This window comes from Streptomyces sp. NPDC055189 (genome assembly GCF_053606765.1).
Genome location: NZ_JBSGSG010000011.1, coordinates 23,882 through 45,893, shown reverse-complemented (window position 1 = coordinate 45,893; position 22,012 = coordinate 23,882). Strand labels below are relative to the sequence as shown.

Annotated in this window: 25 protein-coding genes; 10 read left to right on the top strand and 15 right to left on the bottom strand. The window is 71.3% G+C overall.

Translation table 11 applies throughout. The annotated features are described in order from the left end of the window. The first annotated feature begins 253 nt into the window (after positions 1–253). The 3 genes from ACWFR3_RS10825 (at position 254) to lnt (ending at position 3,012) form a co-directional block, all read left to right on the top strand. The gene (locus tag ACWFR3_RS10825) at positions 254–385 is read left to right on the top strand and encodes a hypothetical protein (RefSeq protein WP_453734228.1); all 132 of its coding nucleotides are present in this window, start codon (positions 254–256) and stop codon (positions 383–385) included. A 357-nt stretch (positions 386–742) separates the two neighbouring features. Continuing rightward, a complete protein-coding gene (locus ACWFR3_RS10820) occupies positions 743–1,240 on the top strand; it encodes a nuclear transport factor 2 family protein (protein ID WP_453734227.1) in 498 nt (165 codons plus the stop codon). 89 nt (positions 1,241–1,329) lie between these two features. Beyond that, positions 1,330–3,012 carry an apolipoprotein N-acyltransferase gene (gene lnt, locus ACWFR3_RS10815; RefSeq protein WP_453734226.1) on the top strand — a complete coding sequence of 561 codons (1,683 nt, stop codon included), beginning with the start codon at positions 1,330–1,332 and terminating at the stop codon, positions 3,010–3,012. Here the strand turns inward: lnt and ACWFR3_RS10810 are convergent. Both ACWFR3_RS10810 and ACWFR3_RS10805 read right to left on the bottom strand, forming a co-directional pair. Next, the gene (locus ACWFR3_RS10810; protein ID WP_453734225.1) at positions 2,936–3,841 is read right to left on the bottom strand and encodes a Gfo/Idh/MocA family protein; all 906 of its coding nucleotides are present in this window, start codon (positions 3,839–3,841) and stop codon (positions 2,936–2,938) included. The genes lnt and ACWFR3_RS10810 overlap by 77 nt on opposite strands. 16 nt (positions 3,842–3,857) lie before the next feature. Further along, positions 3,858–5,111 carry an FAD-dependent monooxygenase gene (locus ACWFR3_RS10805; protein ID WP_453734224.1) on the bottom strand — a complete coding sequence of 418 codons (1,254 nt, stop codon included), beginning with the start codon at positions 5,109–5,111 and terminating at the stop codon, positions 3,858–3,860. Between the two features lie 97 nt (positions 5,112–5,208). Here ACWFR3_RS10805 and ACWFR3_RS10800 point away from each other — a divergent pair, with 97 nt between their 5' ends. Continuing rightward, a complete protein-coding gene (locus ACWFR3_RS10800) occupies positions 5,209–5,823 on the top strand; it encodes a TetR/AcrR family transcriptional regulator (RefSeq protein WP_453734223.1) in 615 nt (204 codons plus the stop codon). Between the two features lie 179 nt (positions 5,824–6,002). Further along, positions 6,003–6,473 (top strand): hypothetical protein, encoded by a 471-nt coding sequence (locus tag ACWFR3_RS10795; RefSeq protein WP_453734222.1) that lies wholly within the window; start codon positions 6,003–6,005, stop codon positions 6,471–6,473. A gap of 55 nt (positions 6,474–6,528) precedes the next feature. On the opposite strand, the gene ACWFR3_RS10790 is transcribed toward ACWFR3_RS10795, so the two are convergent. The 7 genes from ACWFR3_RS10790 to ACWFR3_RS10760 form a co-directional block, all read right to left on the bottom strand. Beyond that, positions 6,529–7,017, bottom strand: coding sequence for a hypothetical protein (locus ACWFR3_RS10790; protein WP_453734221.1), 489 nt, complete (start codon positions 7,015–7,017; stop codon positions 6,529–6,531). 195 nt (positions 7,018–7,212) lie between these two features. Continuing rightward, complete coding sequence (ung, locus tag ACWFR3_RS10785; protein WP_453734220.1) at positions 7,213–7,896, bottom strand: uracil-DNA glycosylase; 684 nt, start codon at positions 7,894–7,896, stop codon at positions 7,213–7,215. A gap of 105 nt (positions 7,897–8,001) precedes the next feature. Then, positions 8,002–9,612, bottom strand: a complete 1,611-nt coding sequence (locus ACWFR3_RS10780; RefSeq protein ID WP_453734353.1) for an ABC transporter substrate-binding protein — start codon at positions 9,610–9,612, stop codon at positions 8,002–8,004. A gap of 164 nt (positions 9,613–9,776) precedes the next feature. Then, the gene (locus ACWFR3_RS10775) at positions 9,777–10,532 is read right to left on the bottom strand and encodes an SDR family oxidoreductase (RefSeq protein WP_453734219.1); all 756 of its coding nucleotides are present in this window, start codon (positions 10,530–10,532) and stop codon (positions 9,777–9,779) included. Positions 10,533–10,556: 24 nt separating this feature from the next. After that, on the bottom strand, positions 10,557–11,318 hold the full coding sequence (fabG, locus tag ACWFR3_RS10770) for a 3-oxoacyl-ACP reductase FabG (protein ID WP_453734218.1): 762 nt from the start codon (positions 11,316–11,318) through the stop codon (positions 10,557–10,559). 135 nt (positions 11,319–11,453) lie between these two features. Beyond that, a complete protein-coding gene (locus ACWFR3_RS10765) occupies positions 11,454–11,849 on the bottom strand; it encodes a DUF3037 domain-containing protein (RefSeq protein WP_453734217.1) in 396 nt (131 codons plus the stop codon). Continuing rightward, positions 11,846–12,637: a HipA family kinase gene (locus ACWFR3_RS10760; RefSeq protein ID WP_453734216.1), complete on the bottom strand. Its 792-nt coding sequence runs from the start codon at positions 12,635–12,637 to the stop codon at positions 11,846–11,848. The genes ACWFR3_RS10765 and ACWFR3_RS10760 overlap by 4 nt, the downstream gene beginning before the upstream one ends. A 90-nt stretch (positions 12,638–12,727) precedes the next feature. Between ACWFR3_RS10760 and ACWFR3_RS10755 the strand changes: the two genes are divergently transcribed. Further along, positions 12,728–13,210: a Rieske (2Fe-2S) protein gene (locus tag ACWFR3_RS10755; protein WP_453734215.1), complete on the top strand. Its 483-nt coding sequence runs from the start codon at positions 12,728–12,730 to the stop codon at positions 13,208–13,210. Here the strand turns inward: ACWFR3_RS10755 and ACWFR3_RS10750 are convergent. Beyond that, entirely contained in the window at positions 13,197–13,838 is a 642-nt protein-coding gene (locus tag ACWFR3_RS10750; protein WP_453734214.1) for a cysteine hydrolase, read from the bottom strand. The genes ACWFR3_RS10755 and ACWFR3_RS10750 overlap by 14 nt on opposite strands. Before the next feature lie 203 nt (positions 13,839–14,041). Between ACWFR3_RS10750 and ACWFR3_RS10745 the strand changes: the two genes are divergently transcribed. Further along, complete coding sequence (locus ACWFR3_RS10745) at positions 14,042–14,521, top strand: pyridoxamine 5'-phosphate oxidase family protein (protein WP_453734213.1); 480 nt, start codon at positions 14,042–14,044, stop codon at positions 14,519–14,521. A gap of 41 nt (positions 14,522–14,562) precedes the next feature. Here the strand turns inward: ACWFR3_RS10745 and ACWFR3_RS10740 are convergent, their stop codons facing one another. Then, positions 14,563–15,468, bottom strand: a complete 906-nt coding sequence (locus ACWFR3_RS10740; protein ID WP_453734212.1) for a LysR family transcriptional regulator — start codon at positions 15,466–15,468, stop codon at positions 14,563–14,565. 75 nt (positions 15,469–15,543) lie between these two features. Here ACWFR3_RS10740 and ACWFR3_RS10735 point away from each other — a divergent pair, with 75 nt between their 5' ends. Then, entirely contained in the window at positions 15,544–16,542 is a 999-nt protein-coding gene (locus tag ACWFR3_RS10735; RefSeq protein ID WP_453734211.1) for a DMT family transporter, read from the top strand. Here the strand turns inward: ACWFR3_RS10735 and ACWFR3_RS10730 are convergent. Further along, positions 16,533–17,864 (bottom strand): aminotransferase class I/II-fold pyridoxal phosphate-dependent enzyme, encoded by a 1,332-nt coding sequence (locus tag ACWFR3_RS10730; RefSeq protein WP_453734210.1) that lies wholly within the window; start codon positions 17,862–17,864, stop codon positions 16,533–16,535. The two genes, ACWFR3_RS10735 and ACWFR3_RS10730, sit on opposite strands and share 10 nt — an antisense overlap. Before the next feature lie 35 nt (positions 17,865–17,899). On the opposite strand from ACWFR3_RS10730, the gene ACWFR3_RS10725 reads away from it, so the two are divergent. Continuing rightward, positions 17,900–18,613: a pyridoxamine 5'-phosphate oxidase family protein gene (locus ACWFR3_RS10725; protein WP_453734209.1), complete on the top strand. Its 714-nt coding sequence runs from the start codon at positions 17,900–17,902 to the stop codon at positions 18,611–18,613. Between the two features lie 148 nt (positions 18,614–18,761). Here the strand turns inward: ACWFR3_RS10725 and ACWFR3_RS10720 are convergent, their stop codons facing one another. The 3 genes from ACWFR3_RS10720 to ACWFR3_RS10710 form a co-directional block, all read right to left on the bottom strand. Next, on the bottom strand, positions 18,762–19,721 hold the full coding sequence (locus ACWFR3_RS10720; RefSeq protein WP_453734352.1) for a DMT family transporter: 960 nt from the start codon (positions 19,719–19,721) through the stop codon (positions 18,762–18,764). Positions 19,722–19,897: 176 nt separating this feature from the next. Further along, a complete protein-coding gene (locus ACWFR3_RS10715) occupies positions 19,898–20,914 on the bottom strand; it encodes an EamA family transporter (RefSeq protein WP_453734208.1) in 1,017 nt (338 codons plus the stop codon). 73 nt (positions 20,915–20,987) lie between these two features. Continuing rightward, a complete protein-coding gene (locus ACWFR3_RS10710; RefSeq protein WP_453734207.1) occupies positions 20,988–21,617 on the bottom strand; it encodes a Clp protease N-terminal domain-containing protein in 630 nt (209 codons plus the stop codon). A gap of 215 nt (positions 21,618–21,832) precedes the next feature. Between ACWFR3_RS10710 and ACWFR3_RS10705 the strand changes: the two genes are divergently transcribed. Further along, positions 21,833–22,000, top strand: a complete 168-nt coding sequence (locus tag ACWFR3_RS10705; protein WP_453734206.1) for a hypothetical protein — start codon at positions 21,833–21,835, stop codon at positions 21,998–22,000. Positions 22,001–22,012 lie beyond the last annotated feature (12 nt).

Genomic DNA, 22,012 nt, shown 5'->3' with positions numbered 1-22,012 from the left:
ATCCCCCACGGCGCGCGGCTTCCGGCGCGTCCCTTCACCCTGGATATCAGGCGCCACGTCCCGGTACGGCGCGGTGATGGGCCGGACGGGTGACGGGCGGATGGCGAGCCGATGCGGCGGCCGACGCTGTGCGAATGCTCACTTGGAGGATCGACCCGGTAGCTGACAGTTCCGATTGTCGTAGCCATCCCCTAGGCTTGACCGCATGCCCTTAAACCCTCATCCCCCTGGTTCCGCGCGGTCTGCCGCGGAATTGAACGAGCGGATCCGCGGCCTGTGGATGCGCACGGGCGGCCGCCTCACGACCGAACAGCGCCGTGAGTACGAACAGCTGGTGACGGAGTGGGCGGCCGCCGTGCGCCAAGAGGTCGTCAAGGCGGCCTAGCCGACGCCCCGGCGTCCCGGGAGGGGGCGCCACCTCTGCCCCGCTGGCTGCCGGGTCAGCTCTTGCCCTGGTGCGCCTTCTTCGCGAGACGGCGCTTCTGGCGGCCCGTCAGTTCGCTGCGATTGCCCTGGCGCTTGTACGCCGCGATGCGCTGCTCGTTCTTCACCGGGCCTCCAGCTCGGGATGATCCCGCTCCTGCGAACGGTCCGACATCCGGTCAACTTCCCTGCATCGTAAGGCAGTTCACCGGAATGCGACCCGAGCCGGGCGCAACTTGTGCGCCGCGTTCCCGCATCCTTTGCGGCACGTTCCTGCACGCCTCTTGGCTCGGCACCCCCGGTGCCCAACACTGACCCGATGACGCAGCGCGTGGAACTCGCCGCAGTGATGGACCGGTTGGCCATCGACTCCCTCATCACCGAGTACGCAGTAACCGTCGACGACGGCGACTGGGACGCCTACCAGCGGCTCTTCACCCCGGACGGCCGCGCCGACTACAGCTCGGCGGGCGGCATCGACGCGAGCGCCGCCGAGGTGGCCGGATGGCTGGCCGGGACGATGGAGCTCTTCCCGATGCGCCAGCATCTGATCGTCAACAGGAGGCTGCGGTTCGGGACGCTCGACCAGGACCTCGGCGACGTCGCACAGGTGCAGGCCGACTACGTGAACCCGATGCGCTTCGCGACGGCGGCACGTAAGGATGGCGCGGAATCAGCGGCTCCGGACTTCATCTGCGGCGGCCGCTACGCCTTCACGGCGCTGCGTACGGATCAGGGCTGGCGGCTGCGTCAGGTGACCGTGCAGGAGAAGTGGCGCCAGATAGAGGAACGCTCCCCGAGCCGCACTCCTAACTGAGAGAAGGCACCGCAGTAGCACTGTCCTAGATCGTCCGGGGCGCGCACACTGAACGAACGACCGGGCGTCGGGACCGAGGGAGGCGCTGCATGGATCGACCCAGCGACGACCGGGGGCGGCGACGGCCACCCCTTGCGGCCGCCTCGGCGAAGGCGAGGGGCCTGCCCGCTTCGCCTCGCTGGCGCGCCGTCCTGGCGGTCGCCGCCGGGGCACTGCCCGCCCTCGCCTTTCCCGCCCCGGCGCTGTGGTGGTTCGCCTACGTCGCCCTGGTGCCCTGGATCCTGCTCGCGCGCTCGGCGGACACCGGGCGCAGGGCGGCGCTCGACGGCTGGCTCGGCGGTCTCGGGTTCATGGTGGCGGTGCACCACTGGCTGCTGCCGAGCCTGCATGTGTTCACGCTCCTGATAGCCGCGCTGCTCGGCCTGCTGTGGGCTCCGTGGGGCTGGCTGGTGCGGCGCCTCCTGGGCGGGGCCGCCTCGCCCGGACGGAGCGCGGCCGCACTGGTCGTCCTGCCCTCCGGCTGGCTGATGGTCGAACTGGTCAGGTCCTGGGAGGGGTTGGGCGGTCCCTGGGGGCTGCTCGGTTCCAGTCAGTGGCAGGTGGGGCCCGCCTTGCGCCTCGCGTCGATCGGCGGTGTATGGCTGGTCAGCGCCTTGATCGTCATTCTGAACACCGGCATCGCGGTACTCGTCCCGGCCCTTGCCGCCCGCCCGCGGGGAACATCACGCCCGCCCGCCGCACTGGTCGTACCCGCCACCGCCGGTCTCGTGGCCGTGGCCGCCGTGACCGCGTCCGCCTGGGCTTGGGCGCCGCGCCCCGAGCCGGCGGGCCGGACGCGCGTGGCCGTCGTGCAGCCCGGAGTCATCGACGGGGTCGGCGGCGCCGGCAAGCGCCTCGCGCGCGAGGAGGCACTGACCCGCGGCCTGGCCGGGCGGGATCTCGACCTGGTCGTCTGGGGCGAGAGCAGCGTCGGCTACGACCTCGCGGAGCGCCCGGACGTCGCGCGCCGGATAGCGGCGCTGTCCCGCGAGGTCGGCGCCGACATCCTGGTGAACGTGGACGCGCGCCGCTCCGACAAGGCGGGCATATTCAAGAGCTCCGTCCTCGTGGGTCCCGACGGCCCGACCGGCGACCGCTACGACAAGATGCGGCTCGTCCCCTTCGGCGAGTACGTCCCCGCCCGCTCGCTCCTCGGCTGGGCGACGTCCGTGGGCAAGGCGGCGGGCGAGGACCGCAGGCGCGGCGAGCGTCCGGTCGTCATGGATGTCGGGCACGGCCTGAAGGTCGGGCCGCTGGTGTGCTTCGAATCGGCGTTCCCCGACATGAGCCGCCATCTGACGCGCGAGGGGGCCCAGTTGCTGCTCGCGCAGTCGTCCACCTCGACGTTCCAGTCCAGTTGGGCGCCCGAGCAGCACGCCTCGCTCGCGGCGGTGCGGGCCGCCGAGACCGGCCGCCCCATGGTGCACGCCACGCTCACCGGCGTCTCCGCGGTCTACGACGCGGACGGCGAGCGGGTCGGGCAGCCGCTCGGCACCTCGGCGAACACGACGGCGACGTACGACATTCCGCTGGCCGAGGGCGTCACTCCGTACGTCAGGCTGGGCGACTGGCCCGTGCACGCGGCCCTCGCCGTGCTCGCGGTGCTGTGCGCGGCAGAAGGCGTGCGCGCCCTGCGGGGACCCGCGAGGGGCCGGTTCAGGCGTCCTGCTCCAGAGCCGCACGAACCACGTGCTCGCACAGCTCATGGGTCGCCAGTGCGTCCCGGGCGCTGAGCACCTTGCCCGCGCGCACGGCGTCGAGGAAGGCGAGCACCACCTGCTCGATGCCGCGCTGCCTGGCCACCGGCACCCAGTCGCCGCGCCGGCGCACGCTGGGCTGGCCCTTGTGGTCGATGACCTCGGCGAGATTGAGCACCTGCCGCTTGGTCTCCTGACCGGAGACCTCCAGGATCTCCTCGGTGGAACCGCTCATCCGGTTCATCGTGCCGAGCGCGGTGAACCCGTCACCGGCGAGCTGCAGCACGACGTGCTCCATGAGCCCGTCCTGGATGCGGGCGCGCACGCCGACGTGCTCGATCGGTCCCGGTGCCAGGAAGCGCAGGGTGTCCACGACGTGGATGAAGTCGTCCAGGACGAGCGTGCGCACGTCCTCGGGCAGGCCGACGCGGTTCTTCTGCATCAGGATCAGCTCGCGCGGGTGGTCCACGCACTGCGCGTAGCCGGGTGCGAAACGGCGGTTGAAGCCGACGGCCAGGCTCGTCGCGCGCTCCTCGGCGAGGCGTACGAGCCGCTCGGAGTCGGCGAGTTCGTACGCCAGGGGCTTGTCGACATACGTGGCCACGCCTGCTTCGAGCAGCCGCGTCACGATCTCGGGGTGGGCGGCGGTCGATGCGTGCACGAAGGCGGCGTCGATCCCCCGGGCGAGGAGCGCCTCCAGGTCGGTGTGGCAGCGCTCTTCGGGGATGTGGTGGACGCCCGCGACGCGGGCGAGGGTCGCGGGCGTGCGCGTCTGCAGGTGCAGCTCGACCCCCGGCAGGGTGGTGAGCACGGGCAGATACGCCTTCTGTGCGATGTCACCGAGTCCGATAACGCCGACCTTCACCGCTGTCTCCTGTGTTCTATCGCTGTGCGAGTTCTGTTCCCGCAGCATACGGCTGCTGCGGCGGGCGCCAGTCGGCGATCGAGGCGAAGCTCCGCAGGATCAGGTTCGGGCCGAGGCGCGATGCCGCCGCGATGACTTCGTTGCGTACGGCGATGAGGGGGGCGTTCGTCAGGTGGTTCATGCGGGCGGCGCGCGCCGCCTGCCGGACGATCGCCGTCGTACGCGGCACCCGCGCCGCGCTGTAGCCGGCGAGCCCCGCTGCCAGGTCGCCTGCCGGTTCGACGTGATGGGCCAGGACGACGGCGTCCTCGATGGCCTGGTTGCCGCCCTGGGCCAGGGTGGGCGCCATGGCGTGCGCGGCGTCGCCGACGAGCGCGACCCGCCCCCGGTGGTAGTGCGTGAGCGGCGTGCTCATGTGGCGCACGTCGTTGCGCAGGATGTCCTCGGGGCGTGCGGCGGCGATGATCCCGGGGATGGGGTCGTGCCAGTCGGCGAAACGGCGCGCCAGCTCGGCCTTCTCCCCGTCGGGGCTGTGGCCGCCCGCGGGGACGGTGGCGGTGGCGTACGCGTAGATCCTGCCGTCCTTGAGCGGATGGGTGCCCCAGACTCCGCCGCGTCCCCAGGTCTCGTGGGGTTCGAAGGGGCGGTCGGGTGCCGGGACGACGAGGCGCCAGGCCGTGAATCCGGCGTACGCCGGCTGCGGGTGCGCAGGGAAAAGAGCCGAGCGCACCGCCGAGTTGATGCCGTCGGCGCCGACCACGAGGTCCGCCTCGATGTCCCCGTCGTCCCCGTTATCGGTACGGACGACTGCCCTGCGGTTCTCCGCTCCCGGATCGGCGAGCTCGGCCCGCACTCCGGTGCGCAGGGCGTCGGCGGGCAGCGCGGAGACGAGCAGGTCGACGAGGTGTGCGCGGTGCAGGAGCACGAGCGAGCCGCCGAACTCCGCCGCGGCGGCCGAGGCGCTCATCCGGACCAGCCAGCGTCCGTTCTGGGCGCGCATCCCGCCGTCTCCCTCCCAGGCCGCGAGGGAGCGGACCCGGTCGCCGAGACCCAGGACGTCCAGCGCACGCTGGGAGTTGGGGGCGAGTCCGATGCCGGAGCCGACGGGCTCCAGGGTGGCGGCCCGCTCCAGGACGGTGACGCGCCAGCCCGAGAGGTGCAGGGCGATGGCGGAGGTGAGTCCTCCGATGCCGCCGCCGATGACGACGGCGCGGGGCCCCCGGCTCCGCGGGCCCTGCTGCGAGTGGTGCTCCTGGTGGGAATGCGACATGACTCCTCCTAGAGCTCGAGCTCGGTCACTACACCTGTAGTAGATGCGATATGCCGACCGTACTACACCTGTAGTGAACGGCGGTAGGGTGGTCCTCATGTCCGTACGCAGACTCAGCGCGGGTCCGCCCCGCAGCGAACTGATCGCCGACGCGGCACTCGCCCTGCTCTCCGAGCGCGGTATGCGGGGGCTGACGCACCGGGCCGTGGACGAGGCCGCGGGGCTCCCGCAGGGCTCGACCTCGAACCACGCGCGCACCCGGCTCGCCCTCCTGGAGACGGCGGTGGCCAGGCTGGCGGAACGCGAGGCCGCGGTGCTGGCCCCCGCCGAGCTGCGAGACCTCACTGCCGCCGACGCGAAAGACCGCGAGCCCGTGATCAACGCGCTGGCCCTGGCCCTGCACCGCTACCTGACCGGGGACCACCGCCTCCTCCTGATCTCCCGCTACGAACTGGCCCTGGAGGCAACCCGCAGGCCGGAGCTGCGCGCCTACTACGACGCGGCGGGAGCCCGGTTCAGGGAGCCGCTGGTGGCCCTGATGCGCACCATGGGCTCACCGGAACCCGAACGGCACGCACTGTCCCTGGTGGCATGGAGCGAGGGCCTCCTGTTCACCTGCGCGGCGGGCACCCACGCGGCACCGGCCCCGGACGAGCAGACGCTACGGACGGGGGTACGGGAGCTGCTGCGGGGGATGCTGGACGAGGCGTAAAGCCACCTGGGCGCTAGGGCAATCGGACGCGGGGCAATCGGGCGGGTGGGCGGGTGGGCGGGAAAAATCCGCCGCGAAGCGGCGGCACAGACAGGATCAGCCCCGCACACTCACCCATGCGGACCAACTTCACTCGGTTCCCTCGCCGAACGCACCCCCCTGGCCCCAGAGTTGCGCGAATGCACCGAACCACGACCACCGCCACGCTCCTGGCCTCCGTGGCGGTCACCGCCCTCTCCGGATCCGCCCTCTCCGGCTGTGTGAGCGTCGACCGGCAACCCGCGCCAGGGCCGTCCGCCGCGAGCGCCCCGCCCCCGGCCCCCCGCCCCGACGGCAGTTCCCGCCCACGTGTCGTGGAAGCCCCCGCCCGCGAGGCGCTGGAGCTCGTCGGACCGCCCCGTGACCCGGCGCCCCGCGCCACCGGCACCGCGCCGACCATCCCCGCCGTGCCGTCCCGCACGGCGAGACCCCCGCAGCGCTCCACCCCGCCCCCGCACCGCCACGGCCACCGGCCCGTGGCCGCCGAACCGCCCGCGCTCCCCACCGCCGCGCCCACGAACGCGGACCTCTGCGCCCTCGGCAAGCAGTACGGCGGCTGGCAGCCCGGCAGCCCGGAGGCCGTCATCTGCCAGAACGCCTACGGACATTGACCGGCCGCACACCCCCGCGCCCCCGCGCACAGCCGCCCCGCCGCACACCCCCGCCTCACTCCACCTCGCTCCCCTCCCCCAACTGCAGCTCCAGGCGCCCGATGGCCGCCCGGATCCCGTCCCCGTACCCGTCGTCGCCCAGCGCCCCGACCACCGCACGCGCCCGCCGGAGGTGGTTGCGGGCCGCCTCGGGGCGCCCCAGCTTGGCGTAGTCCGCGGCGAGGTTGAGGTGCAGGGAGGGGTAGAAGCCGCGGACCGCGATCGAGTCGTGGTGTTCGTGCAGACGCTCGTCCGTGAGCTCGTCCGCCGCCGACAACGCCCGCAGGTCCCACGCCAGTTCGTTCGACGGGTCTTCCTGCGTGTCCGCCATGTAGTGCGCGAGCGTGCAGCGGTGCAGCGGGTCGCCCTCCTCGCCGATCTCCGACCACAGACCGAGGAAGCGGCCCTGCGCCTCCTCGCGGTCGCCCCCGTGGTGCAGCATGACCGCCTGCCCGATCCGGGTCATCATGGCGTCTTCCGCCGCCTGCTCCTGCTGCTCCGCCACCGGGTCCTCCGCACTCGTAAGCCCAACGTGCCCAACGTGCACACCGCTCTCGACGCTAGCCGCACCCACTGACAATCACAGTCAGGCGCGGTCGGCCGCGAGGCGCTCGCGCGTGCCGCTGGGCCAGCCCGGTGACGGTGAGGGCCGGCCCGGTGCCGCCGTGACGGACGACGGCACCGGCGCGATCGGCCGAGCTCAGCCGAGGTCCGGGATGCGCCAGTCGATCGGCTCGTGTCCCTGCGCCGCGACCGCTTCGTCGATCTGCGTGAAGGGGTGCGAGCCGAAGAACTTCTTCGCGGAGAGCGGCGAGGGGTGCGCGCCCTTCACGACCGCGTGCCGCTCCTCGTCGATCAGCGGGAGCTTCTTCTGGGCGTAATTGCCCCACAAGACGAAGACGGCGGGGTCGGGGCGGTCGGCCACGGCGCGGATCACGGCGTCCGTGAACTTCTCCCAGCCCTTGGCCTTGTGGGAATTGGCCTCTCCCGCCCGCACGGTGAGCACCGCGTTCAGGAGCAGGACGCCCTGCTGGGCCCACGGCATCAGATAGCCGTTGTCCGGCACGGGGTGGCCGAGCTCCTCCTTCATCTCCTTGTAGATGTTGCGCAAAGAGGGCGGGGTCTTCACGCCGGGCCGCACGGAGAAGCAGAGGCCGTGCCCCTGTCCCTCTCCGTGATACGGGTCCTGGCCGAGGACGAGCACCTTGACCTGGTCGTACGGCGTCGCGTCGAGCGCGGCGAACACTTCGTCACGCGGAGGGTAGACGGGACCCTTCTCCCGCTCTTCCTCGACGAACTCGGTGAGCTCCTTGAAGTAGGGCTTCTGCAGCTCCTCGCCGAGGACTCCGCGCCAGGACGCGGGCAGCATGGCGATGTCGGTCACGTCAACAACCTCCGGTGTGCGGTCACTTCTCACCACTGAACCTACCGGCGGCCACTGACAATCGGCCCCGCTGCCCGCGGTCTCCCGCCACCAGCTGATCTTGTGCTACCAGCTGGTCTTGCGCTCCAGCTCCCACATCATCATGATCGCCGACGGGTCGAGGGCGCGTTCGCCGCCCGCGATCTCCTCGCTCGCCATGATGTACTGCTTGCCCTGCCACAGCGGCAGCAGCCTGGCGTCGTCGACGAGGACCTTCTGGGCCTGCTCGAAGTCGTCGGCCACCGCGCCGCGGTCGGCCTCGCGGCGTGAGCGCGGCAGAACCTCGTCGGTGATCTCCCGCGACGGGTACGGCGTGTTGAGCACGTTCTTCTCACCGATGAACGGCGCGATGAAGTTCTCCGCGTCGGGGAAGTCGGGGAACCAGCCGCGGCCGAAGACCGGGTACTCGCCCTTCTTGGTGCCCGCGTCGAACTCCGTCCAGGGGCGCCCCTTGAGCGTGATCTTGAAGAGGCCCGAGGCCTCGAGCTGCCGCTTGATCTCCTTGAACTCTCCCTCGGTGGCCGAACCGTATCGGTCGGTCGTGTACCAGAGGGTGAGCGGGACCGGCTGATTGATGCCCGCGCTCTTCAGGATGTCCGCGGCCTTGGAGTCGCTGGGGTCTCCGTAGTCGTCGAAGAAGCCGGTGCCGTGCCCGGTGAGTCCCTGGGGGACCATCGAGTACAGCGGCTCGACCGTGTCCTGGTAGATCTTGTGGGCGATGGCCGGGCGATCGATGACCTGGGCGAATGCCTGCCGGACCGGCTTCTTCCTGGCCCAGGGGTCATCGGGGTTGAACACCAGGTAGCGGATCTCGGTGCCGGAGCCCTCGACGAGCTGGATGCCCTCGCGCGCGTTCTTGTTGGCCTGCATGTCGACGACGTCCTGGGAGGCGAGCCCGCGGAAGGTGACGTCGATCTGCTTGTCCCGCAGGGCCTCCACCATGGTGGCCGATTTCTTGAAGTAGCGGATCGTGACGGCGTCGTTCTTGCGCTCGGCCGCGCCCTTGTAGTTGGTGTTCTTGACCAGTTCGGCCCGCTCACCGGCCTGGTACGACTTCAACGAGTAGGGCCCCGAGCCCGCGATCGTGGAGCCCTCGCGGAGCTTGTCCGCCGGGTACTCACGGGGATCGACGATCGACATGGCGGGCGTGGAGAGCACGAACGGGAAAGTGGCGTCCGGCTTCTTGAGGCGGAAGGTGACCGTGCGGTCGCCCTTGGTCTCGACCGAGTCGAGCGACCCGAGCAGCCCGGCGGGACCGCCCTTCACGTCGATGCGCCGCATCCGGTCGAAGGTGTACTTGACCGCCTGCGCGTCCATCTCGTGGCCGTCGGAGAACTTGAGGTCCTCCCGCAGCTCACAGGTGAAGACCTGGTTCGACCCGTCGGTGAACTTGCAGGACTCGGCCGCGTCCGGCTCCGGCTCCGCCGCCCCGCTGGGGAAGCTCAGGAGCGTCTGGAAGACGTTTCGGTACAGCTCCCAGGAGCTGTCCCAGGCGGCCGCCGGATCGAGAGTACTGGGAGCACTCATCGTGCCGACGGTGATCTGCTGCTCCTCGTCGGCATCATCCGAAGAGAAGACTCCGCACCCCGCGAGGAGGGAGACGGACACCAGCGCCGCGGCCGGCCGCAGGCCCCGGCGGGGCAGCCCGGCCAGGCCACGAAGACCCGCCGCCGCCACCAGGCGAACTTCACTGAACACGCGCACGCTCCTCGATCGGCCATGCCATGGGTCGGCAGACCCTACCGCAATGCCCCGCCGAGCCAACTTGCGGCGCCGACGGGGCACTTGATGCGGGAGTACGTCCGTTTTCAGGGGCGTACCTGGCGATTGTGCGCCCTTCGTCAGCCGACGCCCGCATTGAGGAAGATGCCGCCATCGACCACGAGTGTCTGGCCCGTGACCCAGTCGGACTGGCTGGACGTGAGGAACGCGGCGGCGCCCCCGATGTCCTCCGGCACGCCGAGCCGCCCCAGGGGGTACGCGGCGGCTGCCTCCTCCTCGCGGCCCTCGTACAGCGCCTTGGCGAACTGGGTCTTGACCACGGCGGGCGCGATGGAGTTGACCCGCACCTTCGGCGCGAACTCGTGCGCGAGCTGCAGGCTGAGGTTGACCATGGCGGCCTTGCTCATCCCGTACGCGCCGATGAACGGCGAGGGAGAGACGCCCGCGACGGAGGCGATGTTCACGATCGCGCCGCCGTTCTCGCTCTGCCAGGCCTTCCACGTCTGCTGGGCGAAGCCGAGCGCCGAGATCACGTTGGTCTCGAACACCTTGCGCGCCACATTGAGGTCGAGCTCGGCCATCGGCCCGAACACCGGGTTCGTACCGGCGTTGTTGATCAAGAAGTCGACCCGCCCGAAGGCCTCCATGGCGCGCTCGACGGCGATCGCCTGGTGGGCCTCGTCATGGGCCTTGCCCGCGACGCCGATGACACGGTCGGAGCCGAGCTTCTCGACGGCCTCCTTGAGCGCGTCCTCGTTGCGCCCCGTGATGCACACCCGGTCACCCCGGGCGACGAGCGCCTCCGCGATGCCGTAGCCGATTCCGCGGCTCGCGCCCGTGACGAGCGCGGCCTTTCCGCTGTCCTGCACAGTCATCTCCGCATCCCTCCGGGACAAGAACTAGTTGAGCGGGCCGCCGGCCACGTACATGACCTGACCCGAGACGAAGCCCGCGGCGTCGCCGGTGAAGAAGGCGATGGCGTTGGCGATGTCCTCGGGGCGGCCGACGCGCTGCACCGGGATCTGCGTGGCGGCAGCGGCCTGGAAGTCCTCGAAGCCCATGCCGACGCGGTCGGCGGTGGACTTGGTCATCTCGGTGACGATGAAGCCGGGGGCCACGGAGTTGGCGGTGACGCCGAACTTGCCGAGCTCCTTGGCCAGCGTCTTGGTGAAGCCCTGCAGGCCCGCCTTGGCCGCCGCGTAGTTGACCTGGCCGCGGTTGCCGAGCGCCGAGGACGAGGAGAGGTTGACGATCCGGCCGAACTTGGCGTCCACCATGTGCTTCTGGATCGCGCGGGACATCAGGAACGCACCGCGCAGGTGCACGTTCATGACCGTGTCCCAGTCGCTCGCGCTCATCTTGAAGAGGAGGTTGTCGCGGAGCACACCGGCGTTGTTCACGAGGATCGTGGGCGCGCCGAGCTCGTCGGCGATCCGGGCGATGGCCGCCTCGACCTGAGCCTCGTCGGACACGTCGCAGCCGACGGCGATCGCCTTGCCACCGGCAGCGGTGATCTGCGTGACGGTGTCCTTGCAGGCGGCCTCGTCGAGGTCGATCACCGCGACGGCGCGGCCTTCGGCGGCCAGACGTACGGCGGTCGCCGCGCCGATGCCTCGCGCTGCTCCGGTCACGACCGCGACGCGCTGCTCAGTGGTGGACATGCTGGTTCTCCTCGCCCTTGGGATGCGGCTCTACGGTACGCCCCGATGGTGAGCGACCGCTTAGTACCTTCAGCTGAACGAGACGCTAGAAGCCCTGGCACCCGGTGTCAACGGCGCACAGGGGGCTGTGATTCTTTACCTCACCAGGAGGTCGAGGAGTCGGTCCACCTCTGCGGCAGGATCCGCCGTGAGGCCCGTGTGCACAGGGCCCGGCTGTACGACGGTCGAGCGCGGCGCGATCAGCCACCGAAAACGCCGCCCCGGATCGTCCCGCTCGGCCTGACCTGCCGCTTCGCCGCCCGCGCAGATCCGCTCGACGGCGCCGAGCGCCGCCCTGATGCCCCCGAGGTCGGCCGCGGGGTCCAGGGCGCGCAGCTTGGCCTCGTCCAGATGCGTACGGGCGGCCACGAAGGACTTGGCCCGGCAGTAGACCACCACCCCCGCGTTGAACTGCTCGCCGCGCTCCACCCGCGGCACGACCCGCACCAGGGCGTACTCGAAGACGTCCCGCTCGATCGGTTGCTCGGTCACTGTCCGGCGCCCTTCCGCTGCGGCTCGGGCAGCTGGATCCGTTCGTGAATGGTCTTGGCACGCGGCAGCAGCGCCGCCACGTAGGCACGGCGCACGGCGTCGGGGCTGTCGAAGCCCGGCTCGTCCACCAGCCACGCGTCGGGCACGTCGGCCGCCGCGGCGGCGAGCATCTCCCCGGTGACGAGCGGGGCGAGCTCGGCGGCGGCCGCGGCGACGTCGGGGCCGAACGGGACGAGGGCGTGGTCGCAGGCGTCGTACGGCTTGGCGGCCGCGGTCTCGGCGGTGCGCCAGTTGTGGTGCCAGATCATGCTGGCGCCGTGGTCGATGAGCCACAGGTCGCCGCCGGCGACGAGCATGTTCGGGTTGCGCCAGGAGCGGTCCACGTTGTTGATGAGCGCGTCGAACCACACGACGCGGCCCGCCTCGGCCGGATCGACGTCGTGCGCGAGCGAGTCGAAACCGAGGGCACCCGAGAGGTACTCCATGCCCAGGTTCAGCCCACCACTGGACTTGAGCAGCTCCTGCACCTGCTGATCGGGCTCGCCGAGGCCGAGCACCGGGTCGAGTTCGATCGCCGTCAGGCCCGGCACCCGGAAGCCTAGGCCGCGCGCGAGCTGCCCGCAGATCACTTCCGCGACGAGCGTCTTGCGGCCCTGTCCGGCCCCGGTGAACTTCATGACGTACGGCGCGTACGTTTCCCGGCCGTCGACGGCCTCGACGAGGCCGGGGAGCGATCCGCCCTCCCGCAAGGGCGTGATGTAGCGGACCGCGGTGACTTCGGTGAGCATTGCCCCAGGTTAATGCCGGTCCGAACGGGGCCCGCGCAAGAAGTGCTTGAGCCTTTGAACACAGCGGCGCGCGGCCTCGTACCACCGGACATGACCATTTCGAAGGAACATCTGCCCGCGCCGTCCCGCCGTTCGGTCGTCGCGGCGGCGGGCGTCGTCAGTCTGGCCGCCGCCCTGGCGGCCTGTGGTGAGAGCGAAGACGGTGGCGGTTACGGCTCCGACCCGGCCGCGGAGGAGAAACCCGAGAAGACCGGGGAGGCCGAGCAGCCCGGGGGCGGCGCCGCCGGGGCCGTGCTCGCCAAGACGTCGGACATCCCGGTGGGCGGCGGCAAGATCTTCAAGGATGCCGGGGTGGTGGTGACGCAGCCGACGGAGGGCGAGTTCAAGGCCTTCTCGAACCGCTGCACCCATAAGCAGTGCCCGGTGACGAGCGTCGAGGGCGGCACCATCAACTGCCCTTGTCACGGCAGCAAGTTCGCCATCGCCGACGGGAGCGTGAAGGCGTCCCCGGCTCCGAAACCGCTGCCCGCCGCCGAGATCACCGTGGACGGCGAATCGATCAGACTGGCCTAGGGCGCTTCCAGCTGCCGAGGATGTCCTCGGTGGTGGCGATGGTGGCCACCAGGGCGAGCGTGTTGCGGATCATCGCGGGTGCATAGTCGGAGGGGACTCCCGCGATGGCGTCCGAGGGCACGACGGCGGTGTAGCCGAGGTTCACGGCGTCGAAGACGGCGTTCGGTATCGCCACGTTCGCCGACACACCGGTCACCAGGAGGGTGCGGCACCCCAGGTTGCGAAGGAGCGGGTCGACGTCCGTGCCCGCGAGGGGCGAGAGCCCGTGCAGCCGCCGTACGACGAAGTCCTCGTCGGCCACCTCGATGGGCGGCGCGATCCGCACCGCCTTGGTGCCGGAGAGCTGCTGCACGGGCAGCCGCCCGGCGGCGCGGAAGAGGCGGGCGTTGCGGTTGGCGCCGCGCCCGTCGGGCCGCCGTTCGGCGACGGCGTGCATGACCTGGACGCCGGCCTGGTGGGCGGCGGAGACGAGCCGCGCGACATTGGCGAGGCAGCCCGACGAGCGTGCCACGTCGGCGAGTTCGGGCAGCGCGCTCTCCGTCCCCACCACACCCTGCTGGCACTCGACGGTCATCAGCACGGTGGTCGCGGGATCGAGGAGTTCCCTGAGCTGTTCGTACGACGGCATGGCTCCCCCTGTCCGGGTCATTCGGGTCATCCGGGTCGTCCGGGGCACCCGGGCCGTCCGAGGCACCCGGCGTGCGGGATGCGCGGAGGTTAGCGGCCATTGCATCAGGGCGGAAGAGACCGCATGCTTTCCTGACGCACGGACCTGATGGTTTGTCAGTTCGGCCTGTGCGCCCATCTTTTCCACATGTCGCGGGAGGACCGATGGCCGTCACACAGCGCCGGGGCCGCAGGATCATGATGTCGCCGGACGAGCTCGACGCGTTCCTCGCCGCGGAGCGCACCTGCCGGGTCGCGACCGTATCCGGTGACGGCGCCCCGCACGTCAGCGCGCTCTGGTTCGCCTGGGACGGCACGTCCCTGTGGCTGTTCTCCATCACCCGCAGCAAGCGCTGGGCGGACCTGCGCAAGGACCAGCGGATCGCCGTGGTGATCGACTCGGGTGTCGAGTACGGGGAGCTGCGGGGCGTGGAGCTGTCCGGACTCGCGGAATTCGTCGCCGAGTCGCCCCGCGTGGGCGAGCCCTTTCCCGAACTCGAAGCCCCTGAGCGCCTTTTCGCCCGGAAGTACTTCGGGATGGACGAGATGCCCTATGACGGGAAGCACGCGTGGATCCGGCTCACGCCCGACGCGATCGCGTCCTGGGACTTCCGAAAACTGGCGGACCTGCAGTCGCGCCCCTGAATCAACAGGCCGCCCTAGAGCCGCAGGCGCGCCCCTGATCGCTAGCGCGTCCCGGCGGCCCCCGCCCCCTGAAGCGCTTGGACCGCCGCCCTGATCGAGGGGCGGCGGTCCGCGTCCGCGCGCCACACCACGTACACATGACGGTGCACCCGGTGCCGCACCGGAACGGTCCTGACCCCGGCGGGCATCGGATCGCGCCCCAACTGGGGCGCCACGCACACGCCGAGGCCCGCGGCCACCAGGGCGAGCTGGGTGTGATGCTCCTCCGCGCGGTGCGCGATCCGCGGCTCGATGCCCTTGGCGCGCAGCGTGAACATCAGCCACTCGTGGCAGAACTCCCCCTCCGCCCAGGTGATCCACTCGTCGTCCGCGAACTCCTCCAGGTCCACTTCGGCGCGGTCGGCGAGGGGGTGCGCCTCAGGCATGGCGACATCGGCGGCGTCGTCCAGGAGGGGTGCCTTCACGAGGCCTTCGGGCATCGGGAGCGGCTTGTTGTACCAGTCGAGGACGACCGCCATGTCGATGTCGCCGCGCACCACGGCCGCCACTCCGAACTGCGGTTCCATCTCCTGGCAGCGGACCCGCAGGCCGGGGTGCCCGGCACGCAGCGCGGCGAGCGTGGCGGGCAGCAGGCCGCGCATCGCCGTGGGGAACGCGGAGATCCGCAGTTCGCCGACGGCCTTGCCGCGCTGCTCCTCCAGGTCGGACTGGGCGAGCTCCACCTGGGAGAGGATGCGCCCGGCGTGCTCGGCGAGCAGCCGTCCTGCGTCGGTGAGGCGCACTCCCCTGCCGTTCTTGGCCAGGAGCTGCTGGCCCACCTCGCGCTCCAGCTTGGTCATCTGCTGGGAGACGGCCGATGTCGTGACGTGCAGCCCCGCGGCCGCGCCGCTGACCGAGCCGTGCCGGGCCAGTGCGTCGAGCGTGCGCAGGCGCTCCAGGTTCAACATGTAAGCAATGCTACGCGATATTGGGCAGTTTAATTCGCTTGTTCTACGAGGTTTCCCTGCCCCAAGGTGACGTACATGAGCGTCACCCCCTCCCCTCAGGACTCCCTCGCCGCCACTGCTCCCGCACCCGCCCTCACCCCCGCCCCCGCCCCCGTCGAGCCGGAAGTCCGGCGCGCCCTCGGTTGGCGTCTGCGCTTCGGCATCCTCTCGCTGATCTGGGGCTTCAGCTTCCTGCTGATCAAGGTGGGCACAGAGGGCTACGCACCGTTCCAGGTCACCCTGGGGCGCCTGGTCTTCGGCACCGCGGTCGTCGCGGCCGTCCTCGTCGCCAAGCGCGAACGGCTGCCGCGCGGCGCACGAACGTGGGCGCATCTCGCGGTCGCGGCACTGTTCCTCAACGCCCTGCCGTTCTCGCTGTTCGCGTACGCGGAGCTGACGATTCCGTCCACGCTCGCGGGCATCTGCAACGCGACCTCGCCCCTGTGGGGCATGGCGCTCTCCCTGGTCGCGCTCTCCGAGGACCGTCCGACGCGGCGCAGGGTCGCGGGGCTCGGCATCGGCTTCATCGGCGTACTGACGGTGCTCGGCGCCTGGCAGGGATTCAACGGCGTGGACTTCGGCGGCACGGCGCTGGCGCTCCTCGCCTCCCTGAGCTACCCGATCGGCTGGATCTACGTACGCCGCACCCTGGCCGGCTCCGGCCACTCCAACCTCTCGCTCACCGGCGCCCAGCTGCTGATGGCGACCGCCGAACTGGCGGTGGTCACCCCGCTGTTCACGTCATTGCCCACACACTTCCCCGTCGTGCCGCTGCTCGCCATCGTGGCACTGGGTGCCGTCGGCACCGGCTTCGCCTTCCTCATCCAGTACGGCCTTGTCTCCGAGGTCGGCCCGACGACGGCCCAGATGGTCACCTACTTCGTCCCGGTCATCGCCACCGCCGCGGGCGTCGCGGTACTGGGCGAGTCCCTGAGCTGGTCGACACCGGTCGGCGCGGTCATCGTCCTGGCGGGCGCTGCCCTCACGCAGTCCCGGCCACGCGACCGGGGGCGGGAGCGCCGGGCTCACTCATAGCGCCGCGCGGGAGCGGGCCCGGTGGCGGAGGCGACGGCGTCCGCCACCGCTTCGATGTCGCCGGCCCCCAGCGTCGACACCGTGATCCGCACCCCTGGCCGGGCGCTCATCCGGAAGCGCGCGCCCGGAGCGACCGCCCACCCCGCGTGCAGCAGCCTGGCGACCGCGCCGGTCTCGTCCGGCACCGGTACCCATACGTTCATGCCGCTGCGCCCGTGGGCGGCGATGCCCCGCCCGGCGAGCGCGGCGATCAGGGCGTCACGCCGCTCGCCGTACGACGCCGCCACCTCGGCCGGGTCGACCGCACCGTCCGTCCACAGACGCACCACGGCGCGCTGCGACAGATGGCTGACCCAGCCGGGGCCCAGCCGCTGGCGCCCCTGGACGCGATCGACGGTGACGGCGTCCCCGGTGAGCAGGGCGAGCCGCAGATCGGGGCCGTACGCCTTGGCCGTGGAGCGGACGAAGGCCCAGCTGCGGGTCACGCCTGCCAGCGGGTGCAGCGGCAGGTCGACGATGGCGTGGCCGTGGTCGTCCTCGACGAGCAGCACGTCCTTGTGCGCGGAGAGCACCTTTCGCAGGGCACGCGCGCGTGGGGCGCTGATCGCGGCGCCGGTCGGGTTCTGGGCGCGGTCGGTGACGATGAGCGCACGGACGCCACCGCTCAGCGCCCTCTCGACGTCGGCCGGCAGCGGCCCGTCGTCGTCGACCCCCACCGGCACCGTACGCAGCCCGAGCACCGGCATCAGACCCAGCAGGGCGCCCCAGCCGGGATCCTCCACCGCCACCGCGTCGCCGGGCTTGAGATGCGCGGCAAGCACCCGCTCGATCGCGTCGAGGGACCCGGAGGTGACGGCGACGGGGCCGTCCGGCACACCGTCCTCGTCGAGGGCCACGCGCGCGTGGCGGGCCATTTCGGGGTCGACCGCCTCCTCCCCGTACAGGACGGGACGCCGGTCGCCTTCCGCGGCAGCCGCCGCGAACACCCCGGCGAGGCGAGGGAGCAGCGCCGTGTCCGGATTGCCGTTCGACACGTCGCGCACGCCGTCCGGCACGTCGAGCCGGATCTGCTCGCGCACGGTCGTCGCGGGCTTGGGGCGCACGCGGCTGCCGCGCCGCCCCGCCGTCTCGATGACTCCGCGCTCCCGCAGCGTGCGATACGCGGCGGCCACCGTATTGGGATTCACCCCGAGCCGCACGGCCAACTCACGCATGGGCGGGAGCAGTTGGCCCGGCTCCAGGCCCCCGTCCCCCACCGCACGCTCCACGCTGGCAGCGATCTCAGCTGCACGCCGGCCTTCGATCCGATACTCTCCTAGCACAAACCAGATTATGCACTAGTGCAATGGAGAAGGCAATGAGCGTCGCATCCGAGTCCGGCATCGAGACCGCCGCCGACACCGCCGCGTACGCGCCGACCGACCTCACCGTCCCCACCCGCGGGCGGGACCGGGCGGCGTACGACCAGGAATTGGTGCATTCGATACTCGACGAGGCCTACGTCTGCCACCTCGGCTTCGTGCGCGACGGCGCTCCCGTCGTCCTGCCGACGCTGTACGGCCGGGTGGGCGAGCGCCTCTACGTGCACGGTTCGACGGGTTCCCGGCCGCTGCGGATGGCGGGCGACGCCCGGCAGCAGCAGGAGGACGACCCGGGCCTCGCGGTCTGCCTGACCGTCACCCACGTCGACGGCCTCGTCCTGGCCAGGTCGGCCTTCCACCACTCGATCAACTACCGCTCCGTGGTGATCCACGGCACGGCCCACCAGGTCACGGACCCCGAGGAGAAGCGCACGGCCCTCGACGCGCTCGTCGACCACGTCGTGCCGGGCCGCTCCGCCGACTCACGTCCCGCGAACGCGAAGGAGCTCGCGGCGACCGCCGTGCTCAGCCTCGACCTCTCCGCGGTCTCCGCCAAGATGCGCACCGGCGGCCCGAACGACGACCCCGAGGACCTCGACCTCCCGCACTGGGCCGGCGTGGTCCCCCTGCGCAAGGGCCACGACCCCCTCATCCCGTCGGCCGACCTGGCCTCCGGCATCGAGACCCCCGACTACCTCATCGAACTGTGATGCTGATCCACCCCTGGACCGACTGAACCGCCGCTGAAGGAGCGCCCCGCCAGGGGCGCGGGGAACTGCGCGATCAGCCCCCCACCGGCGCGCAGCCACACGGCGGCCCGTGGGGCGCGACCACACAGGCCGCGCCCCACAAGCCCCTTCAGACCAGCACCGCCCCACGCCGCGCGGCGGCCGCACCCCGCGTCTCCGCGACGGCGAGGCCCATCACCGCGGCCAGCATCATCAGCGTGCCGAGCACCGTCGAGACGGTGAGCTCCTCATCCAGCAGAACGACCGCGATGACCGCCGCGCTCAACGGCTCAAGGAGCGTGATCACGGAGACGGTCGCGGACCGGATGACCGCGGCCCCCGCGAAGTACAGGGCGTAGGCGACCGCAGTCGGGATCACCACGATGTACACCAGGTAGAGACCCATCCGCGCCGGATCCGCAGCATGCGGAACAAGCCCCTCCACAGCGGCGAGCGGCAGCAGGCAGACGGACACCACGGCGAACGACCAGACCGTCGTGTCGGACGAGTCGGCGCTGCCGTCCCGCCCCCACCACCGCGTGAGCAGCGTCATCGTGGCGTAGGCGGCAGCTGAGAGCAGCCCCCACCCGACCCCGGACGGCCGTACGCTCGCACCGCCGCCGCCCAGGACGAGCACCACGAGCCCGGCAAGCGCCCCGGCCACGGCGAGGATCCCGCCGCCCCCGAGCCGCTCGCCCATGGTGAACCGCGCCCCGAGCGCGATGAGTACGGGCCCGGCGCCCATCGTGACCACCGTGCCGACCGCGAGTCCGGTCGACTCGACGGCCGCGAAGTAGGCGGTCTGGAACACCGCGAGGGCCACACCGGTCGCCACGATCCGCGGCAGCCTTTGCCGCAGCGGCACGCTCACGGCGGCGTACGCGGAACGTCGGCGCGAGCGCATCAGACGGACGGCGTACAGCAGCACGAAGCCGCCCGCGCAGCGCCAGAAGGACAGGCTGACCGGTCCCATGTCGCTGGCCTTGAATACCAGCGCGGCGGCGGCACCTGCGGTGCCCCAGGCCGTACCGGCGACGATCAGATAGAGGAGGCCGCGTCCGACGGACAGACCGGAGGCAGCCGTCGGCACAGTCGACACATTCGACACGTGAGTTCTCCGCAGAAAAGAAAGAAGAGGAAAGTTCCCGGCTCCGTCTGCGGGCAGCGTCGTTCCACCCGGCCGCAGCCGGGTGTGATCCAGGAGATGCCCGCGCTTAAGCGGCGGGAGGCGGCAGAACGAGCGCGCGTGAATGCATGATCAACACCCTAAACGGCAGTTCCGGTTGACGACAACTGCTCTTCCGGCTCCGGCGACCCGCCCGCGGCAGGCCCTCCCCGCGGCTTGGCGGGCGTGGACGACTGGGCGATGAACGCCCCCGCGAGGACCACCGCACCCCCGATGATCTGCGGCGCCGACAGGTGCTCGCCCAGCATGACCCAGGCCAGCACGGTCGCGATGACCGCTTCCAGACAGGCCACGACCCCCGCCACCTGCGGCGAGAGCCGGCGCACCGAAAGCACCCCGGTGACGTACGCCACGACGGTCGCCAGGAGCACGATCCAGCAGATGAGCAGCCACGCGGGAACGGCCGAGCCGTCCATGTCCGCACTGCCCGCCAGCACCGACCAGTCCATGCCCCAGGGGCGCGCAACGACAGTAAGGACCACGGCACCGATCAACAGTCCGTACGCGATGACGCCCAGCGGATCAGGAGCGTCGTCCCCCGCGTCGCTGCCCTGGTCGGACAGGACGAAGTAGCCGACCTGACAGCACGCGGCGCCCAGCGCGAGCAGCAGCCCCACGGCGTCGAAGCTCAGCCCGGCCCACACCTCGACCACGCAGGCGAGGCCGCCGACCGCGAGCACCACGCCCACCGCGGCAGCCCGCGTCACGGGCCGCCGCTGCACGAAGCGCACCCAGCCGAGGACGAGCGCGGGCGCGAGGTACTCGACCAGGAGCGCGACGCCGACGGGGATGCGGGAGATCGCCGCGAAGTAGCAGGCCTGGACACCGGCCACGGCGAGCAGGCCGAAGCCGAGCAGGAGCGCGGGCCTGCGGAGCAGCAGTCCGCGGTGGCGCCAGGCGACCGGCAGCATCACCAGGGCGGCACCCGCCACCCGCAGCCACACCACGTGCAGGGGGTCAAGGCCCGCCTCGATGAGCGGCTTGGCCGCGACACCCGAGCCGCCGAAAGCGACCGCCGACACCAGGGCGAGCCCCAGGCCGACGCCTCTCCCCCGGCTCAGCCGTGAGCCTGTCTGATTCCCCGAAGTCGCTTGCACGGGCACATCATGACAGGACGTGTCATGAGCGTCACCCCCGATAGGCCCTGTCTCAATCGGCGGACGTACCGGCCTACGGGTCGGCAGTCGTCTCGGCGTACGGATCGGCAGTCGTCTCGGCGTACGGATCGACGTATGGATCAACGAACGACCCGGCGTTGGCCCCGGTGAACGGATCCTCGTCGACGCGCCGGGCGATCACCCGCGCGTCCGCCCCGGCCCGCCTCAGGACCTCGACCGCGCGGCAGTCGGGATCGGCGACGAGAGCCGCCAGGAGGTCGACGCCGAGGGCGCGCGGTTCGCCGCGCCGGCCGGCCCGCCCGACGGCTGCTTCCATGGCCGCGACCGCGGCCGGCGACCACCCCGTCTCCTTCACGGGCCCGGAGTTGTCCGCCCGCAGCAGCGGCATCGCTCCCGAGTCCTCGACCGTCCCCTGCCACTGCAGGCCGTAGCCGATGCTGCGCTGGACGAGATAGCCGAGGAGCCGCACCACTTGCGCGCCGTCGTCGAGCGCCGCCCGTACATCGGGGTCGGTCTCCAGGAGGGAGTGCAGCAGATGCGCGGTGTCGATCTGCCGGTCCCCGTCCCTCATCGCACGCCGGCGCGCGCCTGCCACGACCGACGCCAGCGCGGCACTGAGTCGTGAGTCGGTCTCTGTTCGGGTCGGGCCGGGCTCGGCGCCCTGCGGGGTACGGCTTTGCACATCTCCCACCCCATCAGCCCCCGAAGAGGGTGTCATCGGCGGCGGGAAGCATCTTCGCGTCCGACACAGGTTGGGTACGCATGTGTGGCTTCTCCTCCTTACGGATGAGATCCCACAGTTCTTCCCCGAGGGGCGCGCGCCGTCTTGATTTGCGCCCGGACCGCAACCACGACCCACCGGCCACTCGTCCCCCGGGCATGGAGTGCGGTTGCTGGATGGTCGCGCTGCCGGCGATCGACGGCAGGCAGTACGTGTATCGGGTGTACGCACCCGATGACGCACTGCCCGCCGACCTGTTCTGGGAAGCCTGGCACTGCCACGACGAGGGCCCGTTCCCCAGGGCGTGCGACCTGTTCGACGCCGCGCTGATACGCAGGGTCTGATCCGGCCCCCGA

Excerpts from the sequence above, each read along its gene's own strand:
- ACWFR3_RS10820 (WP_453734227.1), top strand. The coding sequence starts at position 743 with ATGACGCAGCGCGTGGAACTCGCCGCAGTGATGGACCGGTTGGCCATC.
- lnt (WP_453734226.1), top strand. The coding sequence starts at position 1,330 with ATGGATCGACCCAGCGACGACCGGGGGCGGCGACGGCCACCCCTTGCG.
- ACWFR3_RS10805 (WP_453734224.1), bottom strand. The coding sequence starts at position 5,111 with ATGTCGCATTCCCACCAGGAGCACCACTCGCAGCAGGGCCCGCGGAGC.
- ACWFR3_RS10800 (WP_453734223.1), top strand. The coding sequence starts at position 5,209 with ATGTCCGTACGCAGACTCAGCGCGGGTCCGCCCCGCAGCGAACTGATC.
- ACWFR3_RS10795 (WP_453734222.1), top strand. The coding sequence starts at position 6,003 with ATGCACCGAACCACGACCACCGCCACGCTCCTGGCCTCCGTGGCGGTC.
- ACWFR3_RS10775 (WP_453734219.1), bottom strand. The coding sequence starts at position 10,532 with ATGACTGTGCAGGACAGCGGAAAGGCCGCGCTCGTCACGGGCGCGAGC.
- fabG (WP_453734218.1), bottom strand. The coding sequence starts at position 11,318 with ATGTCCACCACTGAGCAGCGCGTCGCGGTCGTGACCGGAGCAGCGCGA.
- ACWFR3_RS10760 (WP_453734216.1), bottom strand. The coding sequence starts at position 12,637 with ATGCTCACCGAAGTCACCGCGGTCCGCTACATCACGCCCTTGCGGGAG.
- ACWFR3_RS10755 (WP_453734215.1), top strand. The coding sequence starts at position 12,728 with ATGACCATTTCGAAGGAACATCTGCCCGCGCCGTCCCGCCGTTCGGTC.
- ACWFR3_RS10750 (WP_453734214.1), bottom strand. The coding sequence starts at position 13,838 with ATGCCGTCGTACGAACAGCTCAGGGAACTCCTCGATCCCGCGACCACC.
- ACWFR3_RS10745 (WP_453734213.1), top strand. The coding sequence starts at position 14,042 with ATGGCCGTCACACAGCGCCGGGGCCGCAGGATCATGATGTCGCCGGAC.
- ACWFR3_RS10740 (WP_453734212.1), bottom strand. The coding sequence starts at position 15,468 with ATGTTGAACCTGGAGCGCCTGCGCACGCTCGACGCACTGGCCCGGCAC.
- ACWFR3_RS10735 (WP_453734211.1), top strand. The coding sequence starts at position 15,544 with ATGAGCGTCACCCCCTCCCCTCAGGACTCCCTCGCCGCCACTGCTCCC.
- ACWFR3_RS10725 (WP_453734209.1), top strand. The coding sequence starts at position 17,900 with ATGAGCGTCGCATCCGAGTCCGGCATCGAGACCGCCGCCGACACCGCC.
- ACWFR3_RS10705 (WP_453734206.1), top strand. The coding sequence starts at position 21,833 with ATGGTCGCGCTGCCGGCGATCGACGGCAGGCAGTACGTGTATCGGGTG.